Source organism: Streptomyces sp. HmicA12 (assembly GCF_000373565.1).
Lineage (GTDB): Bacteria > Actinomycetota > Actinomycetes > Streptomycetales > Streptomycetaceae > Streptomyces.
This window is the reverse complement of record NZ_KB891809.1, coordinates 454,985-475,485: the sequence shown is the minus strand read 5'-3', so window position 1 is coordinate 475,485 and position 20,501 is coordinate 454,985. Positions and strand designations below refer to the sequence as shown.

18 protein-coding genes and 1 tRNA gene are annotated in these 20,501 nt (G+C 72.9%); 7 read left to right on the top strand and 12 right to left on the bottom strand.

Annotated elements, in window-relative coordinates:
- Positions 1-23: 23 nt before the first annotated feature.
- Positions 24-1,007: a D-2-hydroxyacid dehydrogenase gene (locus tag B072_RS0120035; protein WP_018531756.1), complete on the bottom strand. Its 984-nt coding sequence runs from the start codon at positions 1,005-1,007 to the stop codon at positions 24-26.
- Positions 1,008-1,281: 274 nt separating this feature from the next.
- Between B072_RS0120035 and B072_RS0120030 the strand changes: the two genes are divergently transcribed.
- The 3 genes from B072_RS0120030 to B072_RS0120020 all read left to right on the top strand — a co-directional run bounded on the left by B072_RS0120030 (position 1,282) and on the right by B072_RS0120020 (position 4,248).
- A complete protein-coding gene (locus B072_RS0120030; protein ID WP_018531755.1) occupies positions 1,282-2,148 on the top strand; it encodes an aspartate/glutamate racemase family protein in 867 nt (288 codons plus the stop codon).
- A gap of 3 nt (positions 2,149-2,151) precedes the next feature.
- Positions 2,152-2,883 carry a decarboxylase gene (locus tag B072_RS0120025; RefSeq protein WP_018531754.1) on the top strand — a complete coding sequence of 244 codons (732 nt, stop codon included), beginning with the start codon at positions 2,152-2,154 and terminating at the stop codon, positions 2,881-2,883.
- Positions 2,884-3,150: 267 nt separating this feature from the next.
- Entirely contained in the window at positions 3,151-4,248 is a 1,098-nt protein-coding gene (locus B072_RS0120020) for an LLM class flavin-dependent oxidoreductase (protein ID WP_018531753.1), read from the top strand.
- A 78-nt stretch (positions 4,249-4,326) separates the two neighbouring features.
- Here B072_RS0120020 and B072_RS43560 read toward each other — a convergent pair whose 3' ends face one another.
- Both B072_RS43560 and B072_RS0120010 read right to left on the bottom strand, forming a co-directional pair.
- The gene (locus B072_RS43560) at positions 4,327-5,043 is read right to left on the bottom strand and encodes an MFS transporter (protein WP_199791065.1); all 717 of its coding nucleotides are present in this window, start codon (positions 5,041-5,043) and stop codon (positions 4,327-4,329) included.
- A 51-nt stretch (positions 5,044-5,094) separates the two neighbouring features.
- Complete coding sequence (locus B072_RS0120010) at positions 5,095-6,903, bottom strand: EAL domain-containing protein (RefSeq protein ID WP_018531751.1); 1,809 nt, start codon at positions 6,901-6,903, stop codon at positions 5,095-5,097.
- Between the two features lie 363 nt (positions 6,904-7,266).
- Between B072_RS0120010 and B072_RS0120005 the strand changes: the two genes are divergently transcribed.
- On the top strand, positions 7,267-8,499 hold the full coding sequence (locus B072_RS0120005; protein WP_018531750.1) for a M6 family metalloprotease domain-containing protein: 1,233 nt from the start codon (positions 7,267-7,269) through the stop codon (positions 8,497-8,499).
- 659 nt (positions 8,500-9,158) lie between these two features.
- Here B072_RS0120005 and B072_RS0120000 read toward each other — a convergent pair.
- From B072_RS0120000 to B072_RS0119970, 7 genes are all read right to left on the bottom strand, one after another.
- Positions 9,159-9,232, bottom strand: a tRNA-Lys gene (locus B072_RS0120000).
- Complete coding sequence (locus B072_RS45610) at positions 9,223-9,846, bottom strand: bifunctional DNA primase/polymerase (protein ID WP_078506494.1); 624 nt, start codon at positions 9,844-9,846, stop codon at positions 9,223-9,225. Before B072_RS45610 ends, B072_RS0120000 begins: the two co-directional genes overlap by 10 nt.
- A 122-nt stretch (positions 9,847-9,968) precedes the next feature.
- Positions 9,969-10,313, bottom strand: a complete 345-nt coding sequence (locus B072_RS0119990; protein ID WP_018531749.1) for a hypothetical protein — start codon at positions 10,311-10,313, stop codon at positions 9,969-9,971.
- A 245-nt stretch (positions 10,314-10,558) separates the two neighbouring features.
- On the bottom strand, positions 10,559-11,920 hold the full coding sequence (locus B072_RS0119985; protein WP_018531748.1) for an AAA family ATPase: 1,362 nt from the start codon (positions 11,918-11,920) through the stop codon (positions 10,559-10,561).
- A complete protein-coding gene (locus B072_RS0119980) occupies positions 11,917-13,497 on the bottom strand; it encodes a hypothetical protein (RefSeq protein ID WP_018531747.1) in 1,581 nt (526 codons plus the stop codon). The genes B072_RS0119985 and B072_RS0119980 overlap by 4 nt, the downstream gene beginning before the upstream one ends.
- Positions 13,494-14,702 (bottom strand): hypothetical protein, encoded by a 1,209-nt coding sequence (locus tag B072_RS0119975; protein WP_420707555.1) that lies wholly within the window; start codon positions 14,700-14,702, stop codon positions 13,494-13,496. Before B072_RS0119975 ends, B072_RS0119980 begins: the two co-directional genes overlap by 4 nt.
- Positions 14,596-15,540, bottom strand: a complete 945-nt coding sequence (locus tag B072_RS0119970; RefSeq protein WP_018531745.1) for a phosphatase PAP2 family protein — start codon at positions 15,538-15,540, stop codon at positions 14,596-14,598. The genes B072_RS0119975 and B072_RS0119970 overlap by 107 nt, the downstream gene beginning before the upstream one ends.
- Before the next feature lie 230 nt (positions 15,541-15,770).
- Here B072_RS0119970 and B072_RS0119965 point away from each other — a divergent pair, with 230 nt between their 5' ends.
- Complete coding sequence (locus tag B072_RS0119965; RefSeq protein ID WP_018531744.1) at positions 15,771-16,364, top strand: histidine phosphatase family protein; 594 nt, start codon at positions 15,771-15,773, stop codon at positions 16,362-16,364.
- A gap of 191 nt (positions 16,365-16,555) precedes the next feature.
- Here the strand turns inward: B072_RS0119965 and B072_RS0119960 are convergent, their stop codons facing one another.
- Complete coding sequence (locus B072_RS0119960; RefSeq protein WP_018531743.1) at positions 16,556-17,902, bottom strand: hypothetical protein; 1,347 nt, start codon at positions 17,900-17,902, stop codon at positions 16,556-16,558.
- A gap of 259 nt (positions 17,903-18,161) precedes the next feature.
- Between B072_RS0119960 and B072_RS0119955 the strand changes: the two genes are divergently transcribed.
- Together B072_RS0119955 and B072_RS0119950 are read left to right on the top strand one after the other, a co-directional pair.
- Complete coding sequence (locus B072_RS0119955; RefSeq protein WP_018531742.1) at positions 18,162-18,590, top strand: hypothetical protein; 429 nt, start codon at positions 18,162-18,164, stop codon at positions 18,588-18,590.
- A gap of 71 nt (positions 18,591-18,661) precedes the next feature.
- Positions 18,662-19,555, top strand: coding sequence for a spermidine synthase (locus B072_RS0119950; protein ID WP_026246045.1), 894 nt, complete (start codon positions 18,662-18,664; stop codon positions 19,553-19,555).
- Positions 19,556-19,781: 226 nt separating this feature from the next.
- Here the strand turns inward: B072_RS0119950 and B072_RS0119945 are convergent, their stop codons facing one another.
- The gene (locus B072_RS0119945) at positions 19,782-20,306 is read right to left on the bottom strand and encodes a hypothetical protein (RefSeq protein ID WP_018531740.1); all 525 of its coding nucleotides are present in this window, start codon (positions 20,304-20,306) and stop codon (positions 19,782-19,784) included.
- Positions 20,307-20,501 lie beyond the last annotated feature (195 nt).

Below are 20,501 nucleotides of genomic sequence, written 5' to 3'. Positions count from 1 at the left end.
CCTCCACAGCAAAGCTACGGTGATCAGTTCCCGGGGACATACCCACGTTTCTTGTCTACTACATTCATCAGCGGCCGCCCGTTCTCCCAGCGCCCGTACAACTCCACGAACTGGCGCCCCAGTTCGTCCCGCCAGCCGACCGTGTCACCGCTCATGTGCGGCGAGACGAGCAGCCCGGGAGCCGTCCACAGCGGGCTGTCGTCCGGCAGTGGCTCGTGCTCGAAGACGTCGAGCGCCGCACCCGAGATCCACCGCTTCTCCAGCGCGTCCACCAGGTCGGGCTCCACCACGAGCGGACCGCGTCCTACGTTGATGAACCGCGCCGACGGCTGCATCACGCCGAACCGGCGGGCGTCGAACATGCCGCGGGTCTCCTCGGTGAGCGGCGCCGCGCACACCACCCAGTCGGCGCGGGCGAGCAGCCGGTCGAGGTCGGCCGGGCCGTGCACACCGGCCCGGGCCCGCCGGCCGACCAGGGCCGAGGTGATCCCCAGCGCCTTGAGCTGCTTGGTGATCGCCTGCCCGATGGGTCCCGTGCCGACGACACAGGCGCGGGTGCCGGAGATCCGCTGGGTCTCCCGGTGCCGCCACTGCCGGTTCGCCTGGAAGGCGATCGTGCCGGGCAGGTCCTTGCCCATCGCGAGCACGAGCGCGGCCACGTACTCGGCTATCGGCTGGTCGAAGACGCCTCTGGCATTGGTCAACACCGTTTCGGACTCGACGAGTTCGGGGAACATCAGCCGGTCCACTCCCGCGCTCGCCGTGTGCACCCAGCGTGGCCGCGAGCCACGCCCCGGCCAGGCGTCGCGGACCGCGTCGGAGAGGAAGTTCCACACCAACAGCACGTCCGCGTAAGGGAGTTGATCACGCAGCTCGGCGGTGCCCGCGGCATGCAGGACGCGGGCCCGCCCGGTGAGGCTGCCGAGCCGGGGCGGCGGCGCCGACAGGGCGGCGTCCAGCACGAGCACGGTGGGGCGGCGGGCGTCGGAGTCGTCCGGGCCGGACACCGGAGGGAAATCGTTTCGCAACGAAGGTCCGCTTTCCTTGGGGGAGACGGTCGGAAACGTCGGGATCATGAGATGTGGGCGCTCTCTCCGCATCCCATCTGACATGCGCGGATTGACCACGCTGGCACCTGAACCTACCTTCGTCAACAGGGGTACCCACAGAGGGACTTTGTCTGTGGAGGCCTTCCTCTTCGCTGTCCCGACGTCCCGGCGCTCTGCCGGCTCAGGCATCACATCGGCCATTCACCACGTCACTGAACTTGGGGCATGCTCTATGGACGTCTCTTTCCTCGGGGGACCTCAGCCGCAGCGCGGCGTAGGCGTTGTCGCACCGTTCGACTTCGCCCTCGACCGTGAACTGTGGCGCTGGGTACCCGATGACATCTCCCTGCACCTCACCCGTACCCCGTTCGTGCCGGTCGAGGTCAGCCTCGACCTGGCCCGACTCGTCAGCGAGCACGAGACGCTCGGCGAGGCGGTACGGGCGCTCGGCGCCGCCGAGCCGCAAGTTCTGGCCTATGCCTGCACCTCGGGCAGCTTCGTCGGCGGCATCGCGGGAGAGCGTGCCATGTGCGAAGCGATGCGCAGGGCGGGGGAACTCCCCTCCGTGACTACATCGGGGGCGCTGCTCGACGCCCTCGCCGACCTCGGCGCGCGCCGCATCGCGCTCGTCACGCCCTACACCCGTTCCGTCACCGAGTCCCTCGAGGAGTACCTGGGGGAGGCCGGCATCACCGTGGTCGGCCGCGCCTACCTCGGCCTGACCCGGCACATCTGGAAGGTCCCCTACCGGGACGTCGCCGAGATGGCCCGTGCGGCGGTCGGCGTCGGCGCCGACGCGCTCTTCATCAGCTGCACGAACCTGCCCACGTACGACGTCATCCCGCAGCTGGAGGCCGAGCTGCGGATGCCGGTGATCTCGGCCAACCAGGTCACGATGTGGGCAGCCCTGCGTCAGCTGGGTACGCGAGCGGTGGGCCCCTACCAGGCGCTGCTCGACCCGGCGGCACGCCGCCAGTGGCCCGTACCGGGTCTGCCGGAGCAGCAGCTCCAGCCGGAACCGGGACTGCAGACAGGGCCGGGACTGCAGCCAGAACAGGTCCTTCCGGACTTTCCGGAGGGCCAGGAAGGGTGGGCATAGAGCATGACAGCGCTCGGATTTCTCTACCCCGGACACTCCGCGGAGGACGACTACCCGCGGATCGAGATGCTGATCGACAGCGACGTGCGCCTCGCCGTCGTGCACACCGACATCGGTGAGGACGCGCACCGCGTCGACGCGCTGCTGGAGATGGGCGCTCCGGAGCGGCTCGCGGCCGGCGTGGAGGAGCTGCGGATGTCCGGCGCGGAGGCGGTGGTCTGGGCGTGCACGTCCGGCAGCTTCGTCTTCGGCTGGGACGGCGCCCACGACCAGGTCCGCGGCCTCGCGCAGGCCGCGGGGCTGCCCGCGTCCAGCACGTCGTTCGCCTTCGCGCACGCCATCGGTGAGCTGGGGGTGCGGCGGGTGGCGGTGGCGGCGACGTACCCCGAGGACGTCGCCGACCACTTCGCCACGTTCCTGAAGGCGGCCGGCGCCGAGGTCCTCTCGGTGCGCGGCAGCGGCATCATCACGGCGGCCGAGGTCGGCACGTGGGGCTGGGACGAGGTCCTCGCCATGGCCAGGAACGGTGACCATCCCGACGCGGAGGCGGTGCTCCTGCCGGACACCGCCCTGCACACGGCGGCGTACATCTCCGACCTGGAACGAGAACTGGGCAAGCCGGTCCTCACCGCCAACCAGGTCACCGTCTGGGAGGCCCTGCGGCTCGGCGGCCGCCGGGTGAACGCGCCCTCCCTCGGCACCCTGTTCACGAAGGAGCCGCTGATTCAGGCGTAGACCGTCCTCGGCTGCGGACCGGTGGGGCTTCTCGCGCGGTTCCCCGCGCCCATGAGATGCGCACTGCGTGCGGCATCTCATGGGGGAAGCTGCGCGCAGCGCATGCTTCAGGGGCGCGGGGCTGTATCGATATGCGGCTCCGCCGCGTGGGCGCGAGAAGCCCCCACCGGCCCGCAGCCGACGAACCGGCGGGGAATAAACCGGAGAACGCCTCCGTTACGCCGGGGTCCAACCCAGACATACGCACACGCCCCGCAGGAGGACCCCGTGCCGGCCACCCAAGACGAGATCCGCGGCGCAGCCCACGGCACCGCCCCGACCCCCCTCTCGGTCCTGGACCTGGTCACCGTAGGAGCGGGCCGCACCGCGAGCCAGGCCCTCGCCACCAGCGCCGACATCGCCCGCCTCGCGGAGCGCCGCGGCTACCACCGCTACTGGGTCGCCGAGCACCACTCGATGCCCGGCGTCGCCTCCAGCAGCCCCGCCGTGATCCTGGCCCACCTGGCCGCGCACACCGAGCGCATCCGCCTCGGCTCCGGCGGCGTCATGCTGCCCAACCACGCCCCGCTGGTGATCGCGGAGCAGTTCGGCACCCTGGAGGCGCTCGCCCCGCACCGCGTCGACCTCGGCCTCGGCCGCGCCCCCGGCACCGACGGAGCCACGGCCGCCGCCCTGCGCCGCTCGGACCGCCTCAACGAGGGCGCGGACGACTTCCCGCAGCAGCTCGCCGAGCTGACCCGCTTCCTCGACGACGACTTCCCCGACGGCCACCCGTACTCCCGCATCCACGCGGTCCCGGGCCCCGTCCAGGCCACGTCCCCCGGCGGCGTCCAGGACCCGCACCGCCCGCAGATCTGGCTGCTCGGCTCCTCCGGCTTCAGCGCCCGCCTGGCCGGCACCCTCGGCCTGCCCTTCGCGTTCGCCCACCACTTCTCGGCGCAGAACACGATCCCGGCGCTCGACCTGTACCGCGAGTCCTTCCGGCCCTCCGAGGTGCTCTCCGAGCCGTACGCCCTGATCGGCGTCTCCGCGCTCGCGACCGACGACGACGGAACGGAGGCCCGCCGCCAGGTGCTGGCCGCCGCCCTCAACATGGTCCGCCTCCGCACCGGCCGCCCCGGCCTGGTCCCGACGCCCGAGGAGGCGGAGGCGTACCGGTTCAACGAGATGGAGCGGGACTTCATCGACTCCTGGAACTCCAACGTCATCCACGGCACCACCGACGAGGTCCGCTCCGGCCTGGACGACCTCCAGAAGCGCACGGGCGCCGACGAGATGATGCTCACGGCCAACGCCCACAGCGGTGAGATCCGGCTGCGCAGCTACGAACTCATCGCGGACGCCTACGGGTTGCCGCAAGGCTGATCCCCCGTATCCCGTACGCGCAGGAAGACGCCGCCCTCGCAACAGTGAGGGCGGCGCCTTCCTCCACGTACAGAACACTCACCGGCGGCGCAGGAACACCGCCGTCACCGGCAGCGCGGCCGCCGTGACCAGCCCGGCCGTGAGGAACGCGTGCTGCAGTCCGGCGAGGACCGAGCCGCCGGTGGACGCGGCGACGGCGGCGAGCACCGCGCCGGGTACGTCGAGCCGGTTCGCCCGCCGTACGTCGCCGTGGCGCGGCAGCACGGCCAGCGCCCCGGTGAGCACCACGGAGCCGAGCGTCACGAGCAGCGCCATCGTCCAACGCCAGTTCAGGCCATTGGTGATGACGCCGCCGCGGATGGTGCCGACGACGAAGCCGAGGGAGAGCAGGGCGCCGTTCACCGCCAACGCCCGGGTGCGTCGCGGCCCTTCGGGGAAGAGCGACGTCATCAGCGCGAGGGCGGTCGGCGCGATCATCGCGGCGGCGATGCCCTGCCCGGCCCGCGCGGCGATCAGCATGCCCGGCGAGACGGCGGCCGCGGCCACCAGGGACAGGGCCGTGAACAGGAACGCCCCGAGAACGAAGAGCCGCCGCCTGCCCAGCAGATCGGACAGCCGGCCGAAGAGCGGCAGCAGCCCCGCCGTCGGCAACAGACAGGCCGTGGCCACCCACTGCAGGGCGCTCGCCGAACCGAAGGAGAGGTCGCGCCCGATCTCCGGCAGCGCCACCATGACGATGGAGCAGTCGAGGCGGTCATGAACGTGGCACCGGCGAGCGTGATGAGGATCAGCCACGAGCGGAGCCCGAAACCCGTTGAATCCGGGGCGAGTTGCCCGGGTGCGGGTCTAACCGTCGGCCAGCAGCTGAGAGATCCGCTCCGCCGCGACGGGCCGTGAGTACAGCCAGCCCTGCCCCGTGTCGCACCCGATCCGGCGGAGCCGATCCGCCTGTTCGGCCGTCTCCACGCACTCCGCCGTCACGGTGAGCCCGAGCCGGTGCGCCAACTGCACCAGCGCCTCCACGATCACCGCGTCGGCCGGATCGGTGGGCCGCTCCCCGTCCTCGTACTGGAAACCGCGCACGAACGCACCGTCCAACTTCAGTACGGAGACCGGGAGTCGGCTCAGGTACGCGAGATTCGAGTACCCGGTCCCGAAGTCGTCGATGGCGATGCGTACGCCCATGTCGCTGAGCGCCTGGAGTGCCTGCAACGGCCGCCCGGCGGAGCCCATGACCGCGGACTCGGTCAGCTCCAACTGCAGCAGTTCCGGAGCGAGTTGCGTGTCCCGCAGGATCTGCGCGACGTCGGCGACCAGGTCCGAGTCCCACACCTGCCGCACCGCGACGTTCACGCTGACGAAGACCGGCGGCACGTCCGGGTGCTCCAGCTGCCAGCGCCGCGCCTGCGCGCACGCGGTGCGCAGCACCCAGCGCCCCAACTGCACGATGGAGCCGTCCTCCTCGGCGAGCCCGACGAACCGATTCGGCGTCAGCAGGCCGAACTGCGGGTGCTGCCAGCGCACCAGCGCCTCCACGCCCCGCAGCCCGCCGTCCTCCAACTGCACGAGCGGCTGGTACTCCAGGACGAACTCGCCCCGCTCGACGGCGGGCCGCAGCCCCGACGACAGCGCCTGCCGGGTCATGCGGTGGGCGTTGCGCTCCGGGTCGAAGAGGGTCCAGCGGGCCTTGCCGTCGGCCTTCGCCCAGTACAGCGTGGTGTCGGCGGCCTGCATCAGACCGGTGGTCGTCGTCCCCGCGACCTGCCGCTCCACGACCCCGATCGACGCGGACACGGACAGCCGCTGACCGGACAGGTCGAACGGCTCCTGCAGCGCCTTCAGCGCCGCCTCCGCCAGATCCGCCACCTGCTCGGTGCCCGTCGACTCCTCCACGAGCAGCGCGAACTCGTCGCCGCCGAGCCGGGCCACGAGCGGGGCGCCGGTGGTCTGCCGGGCCCGCTCCGCGCACTGGCCGAGCCGCTGCGCGACGGCGGCGAGCAGCCGGTCGCCGACGTGGTGACCGAGGGTGTCGTTGACCGCCTTGAACCCGTCGAGGTCCAGGTAGCACAGGCCCACCCGGCCGGTCGTCCCCGCGTCGTCGTACGTGCCCGCCTCCAGTGCTGCCGTGAGCCGTTCGAAGAACAGGGCGCGGTTGGGCAGCTTCGTCACCGGGTCGTGCATCTCCAGGTGGCGCAGCCGGGCCTGGAGTTCACGGTGCGCGCTGATGTCGCTGAGCGAGATGAGTACGACGTCGTCACCGGGCACCGGCGAGACCGTGACCCGGACCCACAGCGAGTGGCCGCCGGGGTGCTTGAGCCGGCGGGTGCGCGAGAGCCGCGGCTGGCGGCCGCGCAGCACCTCGCGGTACGCGTGCCAGGTGCGCGGGTCGCCGGAGAGGTCGAGCAGTTCGGCGGCGACGCGGCCGACGAGGGGCTCGGTGCCCTCGCCGCGCAGCATCGTGAGCGCCGCGGCATTGGCGCCGACGATCACTCCGGCGCGGTCGACGACCGCCATGGGGAGAGGAGAGGCGAGGAACGCGGAACGGTAGGCGGCCTCGGGCCGGCCGGCGCGGCCACTCTCCGTGAGGGGTTCGAGGCGCGGGCCGGGTGGGGTCGCCTCCGCCGCCGTCGTGGGCCCTTCGGGCTGTGCGCTCACCGCTCGCTCCCGCAGTGCGTCGTCTGGTTGCGTGATCTGGTGCGCCGGGTCCCGGCAGGAAAGTGTGCCGATCATAGAGGCAGGTCGGACGGCCTATCCAGCCTGCGGACCGAGATGGTTCGGTTCCGGACCGGACTGCGCCACTCCGACAGATCGTTTCTGCTCGGGGTCGTACGGGCTTCTTCCGTGCGGCGACCGGACCCCGATCATCTGTGACGTTCTGTGAGCGACGGGGGTGTCGGGTGCTCACTCATCCGGGCCAGATAAACAAGGCGAACCTGTGCAAATAGCCACAGTCTGGGTCAGGTGTCCCGCATTCCTCGCCCGGAGGTCGACTTGCCGCGTCCGCAGCCACTCGGGGGAGTGGACAAGCGCCGTCTGCGTGCCGCCGCCGCAGCGCTGACCGCTCTCACCGCCCTGGCCGCCACAGGTCTGGTCGCCGGCCCCGCCGCTGCCGCCGCGCCGTACGCCGGGCCGTGCGCCCTGGAACGCACGGCCGCCCATCACTCCGAGGGCCTGGACTCATGGCATTCCGGATACCCGCGTCCGACGAAGCCACTCAACGCGGTGATGGTGTTCCTGTCCTTCCCGGACTGGGAGCCCACCACCACGCCCGAGGAGCTGACGGCCGACTACTTCCCGGCCACCAGCCGCTTCTTCGAGCGCGCCTCGTACGGGAAGTTCCGGCTGGTGCCGCATCCGCAGCGCGAGTGGATCGAGATGCCGCACGACTCGACCTCGTACGCCATAAAGCGTGACTGGAACGCCGCGCACCGCAGCGCCTATCTGCGCGACGCCCTGAAGGTGGCGGACGCGCACACGGACTTCAGCAAGTACGACGTCGTCTACTTCGTCGCCGATCCGGAGGCGCCGGGTGTCGACTCGGACGCGACGAAGGTCGTGAACTTCGACCGGCCGATGCGGGCCGACGGCACCGACATCCGGCGCATCGTCACGGTCTTCGAGCAGCACCCGCCGGACCGCAACGTCCTCGCGCACGAGACGGGGCACGTCTTCGACCTGCCCGACCTCTATCACCGGCCCGCCGACGGCGAGGGTGACTGGGACACGTACGTCGGCGACTGGGACGTCATGGGCAGCCAGTTCGGGCTGGCCCCCGACTTCTTCGGCTGGCACAAGTGGAAGCTGGGCTGGCTGGAGCCGCGGCAGGTGGCGTGCGTGACGCGCGCCGGGGACACCCGGCTGACCCTGGAGCCGCTGAGCACGGCGCGGCGCTCGGCCGGCGCGCCGTTCGGTGCGGGGGGCGGCACCAAGCTCGCGGTCGTCCGCACCGGTCCGTCCAGCGCCATCGCCCTGGAGGCCCGTGGCGGTGGCGGCAACGACGACGCGACCTGCACGCAGGGCGTCCTCGCCTACCGCGTACGCAACGATTCCTCGTCCGGGGGCGGCCCGGTCCAGGTCATCGACTCCCACCCGTTCACGGAGGCCTGCTACGGCGACTCGGTCTACCCACCCCTCGCCGACGCCCCGATCCAGGCGGGCGAGAGCTTCACGGTCCCCGGCGAGAAGGTACGGGTCGAGGTGGAGGACCGTACGGCGTCGGGCGCGTGGACGGTGAAGGTGACGACGGGCTGACCGGGGTGGCGACCGTCTCCGTCTGCGGGGCCGGCGTTTCGTGAGCGGGTGCGGTCCGGTGGTCCTGCTGCGCGCAGGCTTCCCCTGAAGCGAGCGGAGCTCGCTGTCAGGGGCGCGGGGCTGTGTCCATCAGCGTCTCCGCCGCGGGGCGCGACCAGCCGCGACGACAGCCGCGCCCGGCAATGACGAAGGCCCTCCACGCTGGTGGGAGGCCTTCGTTTCAGGTGCGCCATCAGGGACTCGAACCCCGGACACGCGGATGCTGCATCTCCCCGGGGGGGTAACCCCCGGACCCCCAGTCGGGTGCCGGGCGACAGTGCAGGTTCAACGACAAAGGCCCTCCGCGTTTGCGGAAGGCCTTTGATTGTATGTGCGCCATCAGGGACTCGAACCCCGGACACGCGGATGCTGCATCCCCCGGGGGGTAACCCCCGGACCCCCAGCCGGGTGCCGGGCCACAGTGCAGGTTCAACGGCAAAGGCCTTCCGCGTTTGCGGAAGGCCTTTGATTGTCTGTGCGCCATCGGGGACTCGAACCCCGGACACGCGGATGCTGCATCCCCCGGGGGGTAACCCCCGGACCCCCAGCCGGGTGCCGGGCCACAGTGCAGGCTCGACGACAAAGGCCCTCCGCGCTTGCGGAAGGCCTTTGATTGTCTGTGCGCCATCAGGGACTCGAACCCCGGACACGCGGATTAAGAGTCCGCTGCTCTAACCAACTGAGCTAATGGCGCCGGCTGACGTCGTAGACATTAGCACTCTGATCGGCAGCAGGAAAAATCGATACCTGCACGGTCGACTGCGCGGCGGCGCGGGCCGCCTTGACGCAGGCCCAGAGCAGTACCTCGGCCCCCGGCAGCCAGGGATGACGGGTGTCGGGGGCGACGACCCAGCGGGACGGATGGTGCGGCTCGGCGGGGGTTGTCGGGGCCGGCACGGTGACCGCGTCGCCGCTGCCGTGGCACAGGAACGGCGGTACCGCGGAGCCCCACTCCTCCCACCGCAGCAGCGAGGGCAGGCGCTGGGCGGTGCCGGGGGCGGCGAACAGGAGCATGCGGCCCCGGTACGCGGCGACGGGGCCCGAGCCAGGTCCCTCGTCCCAGAGGCGGTCTAACATCCGGCGGCCGAAGATCGCGGGCACGTTCACCACGTCGAAGACGGAGCCGCAGGGCAGCACCACGGGGGCGTGGGGCCGGGACTCCCAGTGAGTCAGCGTTGATCGCGGATACGTTCCTGCGGAGGCGAGCCAGGCAGCGCCCTCGGGGGTCACACCCGAGACGTCGAAGCGGTCGTGGGTCGTGGCCCGGTCCGTGCGGGCGGGGGCGATGTGGGGGTACGCGGTGCTCATGACCCCTACATCTACAGGGCGTGAGGGTGCAGCTCCAAAGGGTTGCGGGAAATCAGGACAGGAGGGGGCGGGGTGGAGTATCTTGCCCCTCTGGCATATGCCAAAAGATCTTGACCCGGTCCTCAGGCGGTCGGCTCGGCGGTGCCGCGCAGCAGGTCACGGCCGAATTCGACCATTTTCTTGGCGTAGTCCTCGGTCCATTCCGCGCGCTCCGCGATGTCCGCCGTGGTCAGCCGGTCGAAGCGGCGCGGATCGGCGAGCTGGGCCGCCGCGATCGCCTGGAACTCGACGGAACGGTCGGCCGCCGCGCGGAACGCGTGGGTCAGTTCCGTGGCGCGGGCGAGCAGCTCGCGGGGGTCCTCGACGGACTCCAGGTCGAAGAAGTGCTCCGGGTCGGCGGCCGCTTCCGCGGGCTCGAAGATCAACGGCGCGGGCCGCAGCCGGGGCTGCCGCTCGGGCTCCGCCATGGTGTTCCTCCTGGTTCCGAGACACGGCCCGTCTTGTCGCCCGGGCCGCCTTCCATTGTCCGTGGGGGCGCAAGTGGGCCTTCGGGTGCGGGTGAGTGGGGGCTGGTCGCGCAGTTCCCCGCGCCCCTGAAGGTGTGCGCCGCGCGCAGCCTTCCCCGATGAGATGCCGCACGAAGTGCGCATCTCGGGGGCGCGGGGAACTGCGCGAGAAGCCCCCACCGGGCCCGCGGACAAACGCAACCCCCTCAACCACCCCAAGCGACCCGGTGTTCCGACAACCGGCTCAGCACGGAGTGATTCGCCTCCCATCCGTCGGGAAACTTCACGGTCACCCCCAGCTGCACGGGCTCCGCCGAAGGGTGCTCGTCGAGGAGCTCCGAGACGCCCGCCCGGCACACCACGACGCACGCGTGCCGGTGCCGAGAGGCGAGCACGCACAGCCGCCCGGTCTCCAGGTGGAACGCCGTCGCGTCGGGCCGCCCCGACAGCGGATGCAGCACCACCGTGACGTCGTACTCGCGCCCCTGCAGCCGGTTCGCCGTGTCGACGGTGACGCCCTGCACGCCGAGCCCGGCCAGCGCGGAGCGCACCGCGGCCGCCTGGTCGCGGTGGGCCGTGCCGACGCAGATCCGGTCGGCGGTGAGCGGAGTCTCCTCGGGGCCGCGCTCGGACGTCGTCACGCCGTCCCGGTCGAGAAGGCGCCGCACCACGAGCGCCACGGCCCGCACCGCCTCCGGATCCGTGCGCGGGGTGTGCGCGGCGGGCAGTTCGAGCAGGCCCCAACCCGCGCGCGCCGCCTCGTCGATGACCCGGTCCGGGCCCGAACCGTCCGACGCGGCACGGAAGTTCAGCGTGCGGTCGCCCTCCGACGTACCGCTGCGGAACGGCGTGAACGGGTAGAACGCGGCCGACACCAGCGGCGCCGCCGACGCCGGAAGCCGCCAGGACACGGGCAGTTCGTGCTGCGGCAGGTCGGGATTGTGGGCCAGCAGCGTCGACACCGCCGACGCCGACGGGTCGTAGGTCAGGCCCGCCCACTGCTCCGAGCCGACCGTCGAGAACGGGTCCAACTGCCCCGGGTCGCCCACGAAGAGCGCCCGCTCGAAGAGTCCCGCCACGGCGAGCAGCGCGTCGCTGCGCATCTGGTACGCCTCGTCGACGATCGCGTGCCGCCACGGACCACCCGCGTCGTCGGGCCGCACGTGCGCCCACTTCGCGGCGGTGGAGATGACGATCGGGAGCGGCGCGAGGTCGCCGGCCTTGGTCGACAGGCGCACGTTCGGCAGGTCGTCGAGCGTCTTGTCGTACGCGTCCGGGTCGCTGCTGTGCAGCCGGCCGACGGGTAGCTCGGGGCTCTTCTCGTGCAGGCGCAGGACGAGGTCGTCCACCTGCGCGTTCGTCTGCGCGACGATCATCAACGGGCGGCCCGCGTCGGCCAGTTCGAGCGCGGCGCGCACCACGAGCGTCGACTTCCCGGCACCGGGCGGGGAGTCCACGACGATGCCGCGGGCCTCGCTGTGCAGGGTGTCGCGCAGGATCGCGTCGGTGGCGCGGGCCGCCTCGGCGCCGGGGTCGAACGCGGTGACAGCGGTGGGTGCGGTCGTCACAGGATGTCCTCCACGGTCACGGCGTCCGGCGACTCGGTCCCGGCCCCGGGCGGCCCGCCGTGGGTCCACGGCGTCTCCTCGGGCTCCGGCAGCTTGGGGCCGCCGCGCTGCTCGTGCTCGAACAGCGTCCAGCACAGCCGGTCGCCCTTGTCCGGCACCGACCCGGGGTCCGGCTCCTTGCCGCGCCCCATCTTGTCCAGCAGCCGGAGCACCACCGAGCCGTCACTCTCGTACGTCACGAACTCGGCGGTCTGCGGTTTGCCGTCCAGCGACCGGTAGAGCTTCACGCGCTCGCCGAGGTGCGGCCGGTCGTCCGTGCGGAGCGTGACCAGGGGGCGGGGGCGCTTCTTCTCGTTGTACGCCGCCACGACCTCGGTCACCTCGCCGGTCAGCGCTTCCCCGGCGAGGCGCCGGCCCGCCATGACGAGCGGGTCGTCGAGCGCCTCCTGGGCGTCCAGGCGGGCCTGTTCGCGCTCGCGCGTGGCCAGCTTGTTCGCCGCCGTCACCGCGTCGTCGCGGCGCGGCTGAGGCGGCTCGCCCGCCGCGACCCGGTCGCGGTGGCCGGTGAACGACCAGCGGTCCCGCGTCCAGCGGTCGGCGGCGTGCGGGCCCTCGGGCAGGGTGCACAGCGCGTCGAGGCCGCGCCACGCCGCGTCCCAGGTGGGCCGGGTGCGGGACTCGACCAGGGCGTGGATCTCCCGCTCCGCGGCGGTGAGTTCGGCCAGCCGGCCGTCGGCCTCGACCGCGTCCTCGGTGGCCGCGAGGCGCGTACGGGCCTTGTCGTAGCGCTCGATGGCGGGCGCGAGCAGCTTGTTGTCGAAGGCGGGGTCGGTGGCCGGTCCCGCGGGCGGGTGCAGGAGCTGGCCGTGCGCGTCCCGGTCCAGCTCGGCGCGGAGCGCCGCGTCGGCGCCCGAGGTGCCCTCCGGCGCCTCGATCCAGGCGAGCAGCGCGCCCAGGTGCTGGTCCTCCAGGCTGGACTGGCCCGTCGCCCAGTGCCGCGAGAGCAGGTCCGTCATGGCGAGCAGCAGCGAGGAGCCCGGGACCCGGGCGCGCTCGCCGTAGTGCGTGAGCCAGCGGCCGAGGAGCGGGACGTGCGGGGGAGCGGGGTAGGGCGTCTCCGGGTCCTGCTCCGCCGTGCGGCGAAAGCGCATCGAGCGGCCGAGGAGGCGGACGAACTCGATGCCCGCCCGGCTCGGCACGATCAACTGCGGCGCGTCCGCGCACAGTTCGACCTCGACCTTGACCCGCTTGTTCGTGGCCGGGTCCGTCTCGCTGCGCTCGGCGGTCTCGACGTCGGCGGCGTACGAGTCGATGTACGGCAGGACCGTCTCGGCGAGCTGCGTCAGGAACGCGAAACGCAGGTCGCGGTCGCGCGGCTGCGGCACGACCAGCAGACGCGGCGAGGTGCGCTCCGTGCCGACCAGGGCGCCGAGCGGCGCGCCCGTCTCGCCCGCCGTGGTGAGGGGGACCAGGACCAGGGGGCGCTGGGAGAGATGCCGGTGCCGGACCGTGGCGGTCGGCTGGGCGCGGCCCGTGCTGGTCGCCTCCAGCCGGGCCAGGTGGTTGATCAGGCTCATCGGCTCCCCGCCCCCGCCCCGGCCAGCGCCTCCGCGCGCAGGGCCGCGGCCCGCCGCAGGGCCGCCACCGTCGGGTCCGCCGGGTCGCCCGCCTCGCCGTGGGCCGCGGCGAGCACCGCGTCCACCGTCGTCAGGCCGCCCAGCTCGGCGCGGAGCGGACGGCCGAGGGTGGTCACCGCGCCGGCCGCCCGCGAGCGGTCGCGGCAGTGGAAGGCCAGCTCGCACGCGGCCAGGCACTCCGGCGCGTACGTCGCGGGGACCGCCTCGACGGCGGCCGTCAGCGCGTCCGGCGACAGCTCGGGGTCGAAGACCGTGCCCGGCGGGAGGGCCTCCGCGATGTCGTCGATCCGGGTCAGCCGCGTCAACTGGCGCCGCGTCACCGCCCGTTGCTTGCGCACGTCCACCGCGGACGCGGCCGGCAGGTTCGTGAAGTCCTTGGGGCAGACCAGCACGATCCGGTCCCGGACCGTCACCCCCGCCTCCGGCATGCGCGCCGCCACCTGTTCGAGCGCCAGCACGTAGACCGCCGCCTGACGGGCCGCCGCACCCACCTTCGACGCGTCCGCCGCGCCGTCGATCATCGGGAAGGACTTGATCTCGACGACCGTCCAGCTGCCGTCCGGGTGCACGACCACCGCGTCCGGCTCCAGGAACGCGGGGCTGCCCGCCACGTCGAGCGCCAGCATCGGATGGTCGAGGAACGCCCACGTCCCGTCGGCGGCCGCGGACTCGACCGCCTCGCGCAGGGCGAGCGCCGTGCGCGCGGTGCGACCCTCGGGACCGATCGCGGACAGGTCCGGATTCCGTACGAGGCCGGGGACCGGCTCGGCGTCGTCGGCGCCGCCCACGCACGCGTGCACGAGCCGCAGCAGCTCCGCGCCGCCGTCCGCCTTCACCCGCGCCTCGAACGCGTTCCCCCGCGTCAGCGCGAACTGGGACTGGCCGAAGGCGGCCGGTGAACCCAGCGCGTCCGCGATCCGGCCCTTGTCGACGCCCGCGCCGTCCAGGAGCGCTCTGCGGTTGCACCCCGGGTTCGCCGCGAGGGCGGCCAGGGCGCGGGCGTCCATCGGGCGTGGCGGGGTGTCGGGGCCGCGCAGCTCAGCGAGCCGGTGCCGCAGCCCCGTCGCCTGTGTCGCGCTGTGTGGCGGCCTTGCGCTGTCGGGGAATTCGCTCACCCGGGGAAGTCTGGCACTCTCCACTGACATTCGAGGAACGTGTGGCGGAAGGGGCCGTCGCCGTGCCCCCGCGCACGCCCACGAAGAGGCCGCCCGCCCAGTCCCTGACCAGCGCCGCGACCCGCATCACGGGCTTGGTGAGCAGCAGGCCCACTCCCATCACCGCGACCCCGGCGAGCGCGTCGAAGAAGTAGTGGTTCGCCGTACCCATCACGACGATCGTGGTGATGAGGGGGTAGGCGACACCCGCGGCCTTGGCCCAGCGGCTGCCGCCGTGGCGCCACAGCATGATCCCGCACCACAGCGCCCAGCCGACGTGCAGGCTGGGCATGGCCGCGTACTGGTTGGTCATCCCGCCCATGCCCTTGGGCGCGCTGGCCGCGCCGCCCCACCAGCCGTACGAGCTGTACTGGGCCATGGTGTCGACGAAGCCGTGGCCCGCAGTGAGGAGCCGGGGCGGGCAGGTCGGAAGCAGGGTGAAGCCGATGAGGCCGATCATCGTCGACGTCATCAGCCAGGTGCGGGCCGTGCGGTAGAGAAGGGCGCGGCGGCGGAACAGCCAGATCAGGACGGCCGGCGTGACCACGTAGTGCAGGGAGGCGTACCAGAAGTCGGCGGGGACGCCGATCCAGGCCTCGCGGGTGAACAGACGATTCAGTGGATGCTCGAGATTGAGCCGGACCACCTTCTCGGCCTTGAGGATCGCCAGGCCGTGGTCGACGGCCGTGCTCACGTCGCCCCGGGCCAGCAGCCGGCCGGCCGTGTACGCGCCGTAGACGAGGAGGAGCAGCGGCAACTCCGTCCACCAGCGGAGCCGGGCGACGGGTATTGCCTCCGTGCGTGGTGCGTCGTCGATCTGCTGCGACATTCGGGCCGCTCCCCCTCTTCCTTGTCGGCGGCCTCCGGCCACGTGCCCACCCTAAGGTGTATGTGGGGGTCTGCGTGGGCGACCCCTGATCCTCGTAGACGCAGAGATCAAGCGGCGGGTTGCCCGGCGGGCGGCCCGTGTTCCGGTTGCGCGATGATGGTTGGGGCGACACTCCCTGTTGCCCCCGGTTCATCCCGTAAACCCCTGTCGTTATGGAAGGCCCCCCTCGCATGGCACCGCGCATCCTGTTGGCCCGGCACGGACAGACGGAATGGTCCCTGTCCGGACGGCACACCGGCAGGACGGACATTCCGCTCCTGGAAGAGGGCCGGCGCGGCGCGAAGCTGCTCGGTGAGCGGCTGCACCGCGCCCCGTACGACGGGCTCGACGGGGTCGAGGTGCGCACCTCGCCGCTGGTCCGCGCGAGCGAGACGTGCGAGCTCGCCGGGTTCGGGGAGCGGGCCACCGCGTGGGACGCGCTGATGGAGTGGGACTACGGCGCGTACGAGGGCCTCACGCCGGCCCAGATCCAGGAGCTGCGGCCCGGCTGGTTCATCTGGCGGGACGGTGTTCCGGAGGGCGAGACGATCGCCGATGTGACGGCGCGGGCCGACGAGGTCGTGGCGTGGGCGCGGAGCGCGGACCGGGACGTGCTGGTGTTCGCGCACGGGCACATGCTGCGGTCGATCGGGGCGCGCTGGCTCGGGCTGCCGCTCGATTTCGCGGCCCGCGTGCGCCTGAATCCGACGTCGCTCTCCGTACTGGGCTGGGCCTACGGTGACCCGGCGATCGAGTCGTGGAACGAGACGGGTCACTTGAACTGACCGCGCCGCGGTCCCGTCCGCCGGGTGGCGGTCCGTCTCGCGGGTGCGGGTGCGGGTGCGGGTGCGCGAGCAACCCACCACAACCCGCACCCGCGAGACGAACAGCGACTCAGCAGACGCGAAGGCGAAAAGGGGCGCGGGGAACTGCGCGACCAGCCCCGCCGAACCCGCACCCGGCACGCGACCGGAGGTCAGCGGCGGGATTCCGCGTGGGCTTCCAGGAACGCCGACACCCCGGCCGCCCGGCGGTGCGGCAGGAGGACCCGGGCCGTCGTCGCCAGCATCCCCTCGATCCGGGACGAGCGCACATCCCGGAGCAGGGCCAGCGCACGCGCCCCCGCGGAGGCGGCCTCGTCCGGCTGGCCCGCGCGGGCCAGATCGTCCGCCGACTCGGCCGTGTACAGCGCCATGTTGCGCGTGAAGTGCGGGTCCTGAAGGGCGACCGCCCGGCGCGCGTGCCGGGCCGCACGGTCCCACGCGCCGAGCGCCGACCAGCACTGCGCCTCCAGGCCCTCCAGCTCGGCCTCGCCGTAGAAGCTCATCCACTCCGGGTCGGCGTCCGAGGCCCCCCGCGCGAACAGGGCCTGCGCCCGCGCCAGCGACCGCTCGCAGGAGCGCTGGTCGCCGAGACCGGCCCAGCCCCCGGCCTCCCGCAGCGCGAGCAGCGAGAGCAGCCGCGGCGAGCCGAGGCGGGCGCCCACCCGGGTCGCCGCCTGCGCCGCCCGTACGGCCTCGCGCGGGCGCCCCGCGTCCCGCGCGAGGAACGCCGTGTTGCAGAACGCGTGCGCCTCCAGCGCCTCGTCACCCGCCACCCGCGCCGTCGCGAGCGCCTCCGCGTAGTGCGAGCGGGCATCGTCGAACCGGCCCGAGTCGTGCGCCAACCAGCCGACGGAGATGGCCAGTTCACCGGCCCCCGCCTGCAGCCGGTCGGTGACGTCACGCTGCGCGGTGCCCGAGTCGAGCAGCTCGAAGGCGGTGCGCAGCGGGGCCGCGGCCCGCCGGTACAGGCCGTCGGCGCCGTGCCGGTCGTCGAGCAGCCGGATCCGCCGGATCGCCTCCTCGACGGCGCCGACCCCCGCGCGTGCGGGATGCCGGTCCAGGGGAGCCTGCGGCGCGGGGGCGCCCAGGGGCGCCAGGGCGGCGACGGCCACGGTGGCCGTCGAGCCGGTCATGCCGGTCATGAATGCGCGACGTCGCACGTCGCTCTCCTCGTCGTGCAGGGAACGGGGGGCCGGGCGCGCGCCCCGGCCGCGTACCGCGGAACGGGGCGCGAACCCCAGGTCCATGAGGGTTCGGCCCGGGTACATGTGCAGGAACACCCGCTCGTACGCGTAGTTGGGGCAGCGGATCTCGCCGGCCTCCACGCGTCCGATGTAGCGCGCGTCGCAGCTGACCCGCTCACCGATCTCCCGCGCCGCGCGCCGCACCGAGGCGGCGAACTCGCCGGGTGAGCGCAGTCCGCGCAGCTCCCGGAAAGCGAGGTTCGGCCGCGGGGGCTGCGGCGCCGAGGCATCCTGGCGATGCGGAGACGACGTCATGAGCGGGTCCTCCCGTGCGAACCGTGCCGGACACCAAGGGGTGCGGGGGACCTGTCGGGCCGTGCGGGCCCTTGTTCCGGCGAGGCTCGAAGGTACCGGCTGCGACGGAGCCGACACGCAGGGTTTGCCTACAAACCGGATATCTCACCCGCGATCTGCCATGAACTGCCATCCTTTGCGGCGGCGCGCCGCCGTAGCCGTTGACGCGTCTGTGCGTTGAACCATGCGGCGAAACCCCCACGAGCTAGGAGGGGCCGAGGTGTTGGACGCGGTACAGCCCACGACGTCGACGGCGCAGCACTGCCCGACCGACGAGCACAGCGAGCAGCCGCCGGGCGCCTGCGACCTGGTCACGGTTCCGGCCCGGCAGGGCCTGGAGGCGGTGGACATCCTGCGCCGCGGCAGCCCGGAGCCGCTGGCCCCGGTGCTGCACGACGGCGGCGGCGACACCCTCGGCTTCCTCGTGCCGCCCGGCACCGCCGACGCCTGGGACGTACCGGGCAGCGCCTGTACGCACACGGAGGGCCGCGGCGCCCCGCTGGCCCCGCCGGTCGAGGGCACCGGCTGGCTGCTGCCGCCGGACCCCGACGGGGACGGGACCGCCGACCTCGTCACCGACCCGGCCGTGCTGCGCGCCGCCCTCGACGAGGCCGCGCGCCTGATCGAGGCCGCCGACAACTGCCAGTGAGCCGGGCGGGCCCGACGGCCGGGACCCCCGGCCGTTGGGCCGAATGGCCGTAACCCGCAGATAATGGCCGAATGGCGAGGTCACGTGGTGGGAAGCAGCAGGCGCGCAAGGGGGACGGGGCCGGCCGGGGTTCCCGCGAGTCGGTCGTGGAGAGCGTCGACGGCGGGCTCGCCGAGCTGATACCCGACCGGGACCGGCCCGCGGGCTGGACGCTGCTCCTGGACGGCGCTCCGCAGTCGCATGTCGACCTGGACGATCCGGCCCACCTCTCCTTCGAGTACCAGCGCCGCATCGGCCACGTCCTCGATCTCGCCGCCGACCGGGGCCGCCCGATCCAGGCCCTGCATCTCGGCGGGGGCGCCTTCACGCTCGCCCGCTACGTCGCCGCGACCCGCCCGCGTGCCACCCAGCAGATCGTGGAACGCGACGGCCCGCTCGTCCAACTGGTCCGCCGGGAGCTGCCGTTGGACCCCGGTGCCCGCATCCGCGTCCGGACCGCGGACGCCCGCGAGGCGCTCGGCAAACTGCCCGAGGCGTGGGCCGACGTGCTCGTGGCGGACGTCTTCAGCGGGGCCCGCACCCCGGCCCACCTGACCAGCACGGAGTTCCTGACCGAGGTGCGGCGCGTGCTGCGGCCCACGGGAACGTACGTCGCCAACCTCGCGGACGGGCCGCCCCTCACCCACCTCCGCGCCCAGATCGCCACCGCCGCGGCCGTCTTCCCCGAACTGGCCCTGATCGCCGACCCCACGGTGCTGCGCGGCAAACGCTTCGGCAACGCGGTGCTCGTCGCCTCGGCGGTGCCGTTGCCGGTGGCGGAGCTGACGCGTCGCGCGGCCGGTGATCCCCATCCCGGGCGGGTCGAGCACGGCCGCGATCTGCTGTCCTTCACGGGTGGCGCGTCCCCCGTGACGGACGCCACGGCGAAGGCGTCCCCGGCGCCGCCGGCTTCTGTGTTCCGGTAGCGCGTGGGGCGTCTGCGGGGCGCCGCTCGTCTCGCGGGTGCGGCCCGGTGGGGCTTCTCGCGCCCCGCGGCGGAGCCGCTGATGGACACAGCCCCGCGCCCCTGAAGCGAGCTCCGCTCGCCCCGGGGAGGCTGCGCGGAGCGCATGCCTCAGGGGCGCGGGGAACTGCGCGACCAGACACGACGGCGCCGCACCCGACAAGAAAGCAGAACCCGCAACGGCGCGCTCAGTACGTGGCGATCTCCACCGACGGCTCGTGGTCGTGCCAGGTGCAGAACACCGACACCTTCTCCGCCCCCGACGTGAACTCCACCCGGATCCACGTCGACTGTTTCCACACCTCCACCGACCACCCGGCGGCAGGTGTCGCGGACACCAGCGTCGCCGACGTGTCGCCGAGGTCGAACACGGCCCGGCCGCCGTCCGTCGAGTAGCTCTTCACGGTGCCGGACGAGGCCGTGCCCGGCGCGGAGGTGCGCGGCGCGGACGACGCCGTACGGCTCGGTGACGCGGACTTCGAGGACGCGGCGGACCGGGACGGCTTCGCGGCGCGGGACGACGTGGACGGTGATGGTTCCGGGCGCTGCGTCGACGAGGCGAGCGGCGACGCCGAGTCGCCGGAGCCGGAGCCGTCGTCCGGGCCCACCACGGGCAGCGCCCTCGGCGGGTCGTACGCCGTGCCGGACATCACCGTGTGCACACCCCACCAGGACAGCGTCACCGCGGCCCCGGTCGCGAGCAGCCAGGCCACCGCGTGCACCAGGCCGCGGCGTACGGGCCGCGCGGTCTGCGACGAGCCCGGCGAATCCGCGGTCGGCGGCGATGGTGGTGGCTGCAACGTCGATGGCATCGCGGGCCATACTGCACCACACCCGCCACCGCTGTCCCGCACGGTCCACTGTCACCCGCAAGAGGGCCGAGAACGTTCGGATGGCGTACGGTGCCG